The organism is Streptomyces calidiresistens (assembly GCF_014141525.1).
GTDB lineage: Bacteria > Actinomycetota > Actinomycetes > Streptomycetales > Streptomycetaceae > Streptomyces > Streptomyces calidiresistens.
In genome coordinates, this window is sequence record NZ_VKHS01000461.1 from 1 (window position 1) to 4515 (window position 4515).

Annotated in this window: 2 protein-coding genes and 1 pseudogene; all 3 read right to left on the reverse strand. The window is 72.3% G+C overall.

Features of this window, described 5'->3' with window-relative positions:
- Positions 1 to 151: 151 nt before the first annotated feature.
- Positions 152 to 1024: pseudogene (locus FOE67_RS17570) on the reverse strand (DUF881 domain-containing protein); the annotation flags it as partial.
- Positions 1025 to 1133: 109 nt separating this feature from the next.
- A complete protein-coding gene (locus FOE67_RS17575) occupies positions 1134 to 3629 on the reverse strand; it encodes a mannose-1-phosphate guanyltransferase (RefSeq protein WP_182665388.1) in 2496 nt (831 codons plus the stop codon).
- Between the two features lie 149 nt (positions 3630 to 3778).
- Positions 3779 to 4414: a cardiolipin synthase ClsA gene (clsA, locus tag FOE67_RS17580; protein ID WP_182665390.1), complete on the reverse strand. Its 636-nt coding sequence runs from the start codon at positions 4412 to 4414 to the stop codon at positions 3779 to 3781.
- Between the last annotated feature and the right edge of the window lie 101 nt (positions 4415 to 4515).

Here is a 4515-nt window from a genome sequence, read left to right on the forward strand (position 1 = left end):
CAATCGGTCCGCCTCCTCCGTGCCGGACCTCACCCGTTCGAGGAGTTCCTCCCGCTCCCTGGCGACCTCGGGGGCGCCGGCCCGCGCCTGCGCGGCACCGGCGGTCACGACGAAGGCGGCGAGGCGGCGTCCCCTCGCCCCCCGGCACCGCCCCGGCGTCCACGGGCACGGCATGGCGCGCGGTCGCGCCCGTCGCGGCGGGCAACCGCACCTCGTCACGGACCGTGGTGGTGACCCGGATGCCGAAGTGATCCCGCAGATCCCGCAGGGTCGCCCCGGCCGGTCCGGCCTCGAACGCCTCGCGCAGCGCGTCGCCGTCTCCGATCGCCTGCACCGTGTAGGGCGGCACCAGCGGACGGTTGTCCACCAGGACGGCGTCCCCGGCCGTCCTGATGGCGGAGAGCGAGGTGAGCCGCCGCTCGTTGATCGCGACGGCCTCGGCCCCGGCGGCCCACAGGCCGTTGACCACGCGCTGGAGGTCCCGGTCCCGGACCCGGCCGGTGTCGGAGAACCCGCTTCCCTCGCGCGGCCCCGCGCCGGAACCGGTGCCCGCGCCCTCGGCGTCGTCCACCACCAGCTCCAGGCCCGGTCCGGACACGGCGATGGCGCCGGCGAGCAGACCGACCAGTTCGGCCCGCTCACCACCCTCCTCGGTGAGCGCCGCCCGTCGTCCCTCGGCGACCGCGTCCCGCAGGCCGTCCACCTCGGCCTGCAATCGGTCCGCCTCCTCCGTGCCGGACCTCACCCGTTCGAGGAGTTCCTCCCGCTCCCTGGCGACCTCGGGGGCGCCGGCCCGCGCCTGCGCGGCACCGGCGGTCACGACGAAGGCGGCGAGGAGGAGTCCGACCGCCAACCAGACCCGGTCGCGGAGGGTGCGCGGGAGGTTCCCGCCCGCGGCGGCGCGGCGGGCGGCGGCCTCCTCGTACCCCTCGTCCAGGCTGTGGTCCATCACCTGGTTGAGCAGCCACATGGAGGCGTCGGGACGCGAGGCGTCGTCGGGAGGCCGGGAGGACTGCGCGGGCATGGCGGTCATCGTCGCACGAGCCGGCCCGGGGACCGAATCGGCCCCCGGCGGAACGGAATCCGCCGGGGGCCGGTGAACGGTGGGGCCGACCGGACCGGCCCCACCGGACTCAGCGGTCCGGGTTGTCCACCACCGTGGTCCAGTGGTCGAGGAGTTCCGCGGCCGCGTCGTCGTCCGGTCCCTCGGCCCACAGGTGGGTGACGGCCTCGGCGGGGTCCGGCAGGACCAGCACCCAGCGGCCGTCGGGCTCCACGACCCGGACACCGTCGGTGGTGTCCACCGAGCGCTCGCCGGCCGCCTCCACCACACGCCGCATGACCAGGCCCTTGACCGCCCACGGCGTGGCGACGTCCCGCTGCAGCACGTGGGCCCGCGGGATGCGGGCGTCGATCTGGCTGAGCGAGAGCTGGGTGCGGGCGACCAGGCCGGTGAGCCGGGCGAAGGCCGCGGTGGCGTCGAAGACGCTGCCGAACTCCGGCACGATGAAGCCGCCGCTGCCGTCGCCGCCGAAGATCGCGCCGTCCTTGGCCGAGACCCGGGTGAGGTCGTCCGGTGAGGTGGTGGTCCACTCCACCTGGGTGCCGTGGTAGGCGGCCACCTGCTCGGCGATGCGGGTGGTGGTGACCGGCAGGGCCACCCGACCGCTGCGCCGCTCGGCGGCGATCAGGTCGAGCATCACCAGCAGGGCCCGGTGGTCCTCGATGATGTGACCGCGCTCGTCCACCAGCGCCAGGCGCTCGCCGACGGGGTCGAACCGCACGCCGAAGGCGGCGCGGGAGGAGGCCACGATCTCCCCCAGGCGCACCAGACCGGCCCGGCGTTCCTCGGTGGTCTCGGTGGGCCGGCCCTCGTCCAGACCGGGGTTGACGGTCAGCGCGTCCACCCCGAGTCGTCCCAACAGGCTGGGCAGCACCAGGCCGGCGCTGCCGTTGGCGGCGTCCACGACGATCTTCAGCCCGGCGTCGGCGATGCCCCGGGTGTCCACGGCGCGCAGCACCGATCCGGTGTAGGCGTCGAAGACGCTGGCGGGGAAGCGCAGGTCCCCGATCTCGCCGGGGAAGGCCCGCCGGTATTCCTGGCGGGCGTAGACGCGATCCAGTTTGCGCTGGCCGCCGCGCGAGAGATCGGCCCCGCGCTCGTCGAGGAACATGATGTCCACCGAGTCCGGCACGCCGGGGGTGGTGCGGATCATGATGCCGCCGGCGCTGCCGCGGGCGGTCTGCTGGCGGGCCACCGGCAGGGGCACGTTCTCCAGGTCCCGCACGTCGATCGCGCTGGCCTGCAGGGCGCTGATCACGGCCCGCTTGAGCGCCCGGGCGCCGCGGGAGTGGTCACGGGCGGTGGTGACGGTGGAGTTCTTCTTCAGTGTGGTGGCGTAGGCGCCGGCCAGCCGCACGGCCAGTTCGGGGGTGATCTCCACGTTGAGGATGCCGGAGACGCCGCGGGCGCCGAAGAGGTTCGCCTGCCCCCGGGACTCCCAGATGACCGAGGTGTTGACGAACGCGCCCGCCTCGACCGTCTTGAAGGGGTAGACGCGCACGTTCCCCTGGACGATGGACTCCTCGCCCACCAGGCACTCGTCGCCGATGACGGCGCCGTCCTCGATCCGGGCGGCACGCATGATGTCGGTGTTCTTCCCGATCACGCAGCCGCGCAGGTTGGCCTGGCGTCCGACGTAGACGTTGTCGTGGATGACGGCGCGGTGCAGGAAGGCGTCGGCCTTGACCACCACGTTGGAGCCGATGACGGTGTGCTCGCGCAGGTCGGCACCGGCCTCGACCTTGGCGTAGTCGCCGACGTAGAGGGGACCGCGCAGCTTGGCGTCGGGGTGGACCTCGGCGCCCTCGGCGATCCACACCCCCGGCGAGATCTCGAACCCGTCGATCTCGACGTCGACCTTGCCCTCCAGGACATCGGCCTGTGCCTTGACGTAGCTCTCGTGGGTGCCCACGTCCTCCCAGTACCCCTCGGCCACGTAGCCGTAGATGGGGCGCCCCTCCTTCATCAGGCGGGGGAAGACGTCACCGGACCAGTCCACCGGAACATCGGGGTCGACGTAGTCGAAGACCTCGGGCTCCATGACGTAGATGCCCGTGTTGACGGTGTCGGAGAAGACCTGTCCCCAGGTGGGCTTCTCCAGGAAGCGCTCCACCCGCCCCTCGTCGTCGACGATGGTGATGCCGAACTCCAGGGGATTGGGCACCCGGGTCAGGCAGACGGTGACCATGGCACCGCGCTCGCGGTGGAAGCGGATCAGGTCGGTGAGGTCGAAGTCGGTGAGGGCGTCACCGGAGATGACCAGGAAGGCATCGTCCCGAAGCGCCGCTTCGGCGTTCTTGACGCTGCCGGCGGTGCCGAGCGGCTTCTCCTCGTTGGCGTAGGTGAGCTCCATGCCGAGCTCCTCGCCGTCGCCGAAGTAGTTCTTCACCAGGGAGGCGAGGAACTGCACGGTGACCACGGTCTCGGTGAGTCCGTGCCGTTTCAGCAGCCGCAGCACGTGCTCCATGATGGGGCGGTTCGCCACGGGCAGCAGGGGCTTGGGCATGCTCGCGGTCATCGGGCGGAGCCGCGTGCCTTCGCCACCTGCCATTACGACGGCCTTCATGTTGGAAGTGTCCTCCTCGCAGAGCCGAGAGTCGTGCCGACCGGGCCCGTCCGGTCCACGGACTCCCCCCGGGAGACGGCGGCAGTTCCCGGGGCGCGCTGGGCTGACGGGCCCAGTTGCCCCCTCCACGACGGCGTTCGGGGGCGAGCTCAGTCGGCTGTGGTGCCCGCCGTGAGGAGACGGCGGACCTGGACCACGTACAGCATCCCTGCCCACCAGTAGAGAGCCGAACCCCACCCGGCGAACGCCCATCCGAAAATAGCAGCCAGTGATGACACCCACCCGGTTCCGTCACTGAGCAGGAGCAACGGGAACGCGTACATCAGGCAGAAGGTGGCCGCCTTGCCGAGGAAGTTCACCTGAGGGGGTGCCCATCCGGCGCGGTTGAGCCGCCACACCCCGATCAGGAGCATCAGGTCGCGGGCCAACAGCAGTGCCACCATCCACCAGGGAATGATGTCGCGCCAGGTCAGGCCCACCAGGGTGGCGAGGATGTAGAGGCGGTCGGCCGCCGGGTCCAGCAGGCGACCGAGCTCGCTGACCTGGTTCCAGCGGCGGGCCAGGCGGCCGTCGAGCCAGTCGCTGGCGCCGCTGAGGGCGAGCACCGCCAGGGCCCATCCGTCCCGGTTCGGCCCGTCGAACACGGGCGAGAGAATCAGCCACAGAAAGACCGGAACGCCCACCAGTCGGGCCGCGCTGAGCAGGTTGGGAACGGTGAGCACCCGGCTCCGCGCGTCCGTGGACGCCCCGTTCGCCGCCCCACCCGATGTCTCGTGGACCTCCACCCCTGGAGCCCTTCCCGTGCGATCCGCGCCCCACGGCACGTCCGGGGGCCCGCCGCCGGACGTGCCGTGGGGCGCGGATCGCACGGGAAGGGCTCCAGGGG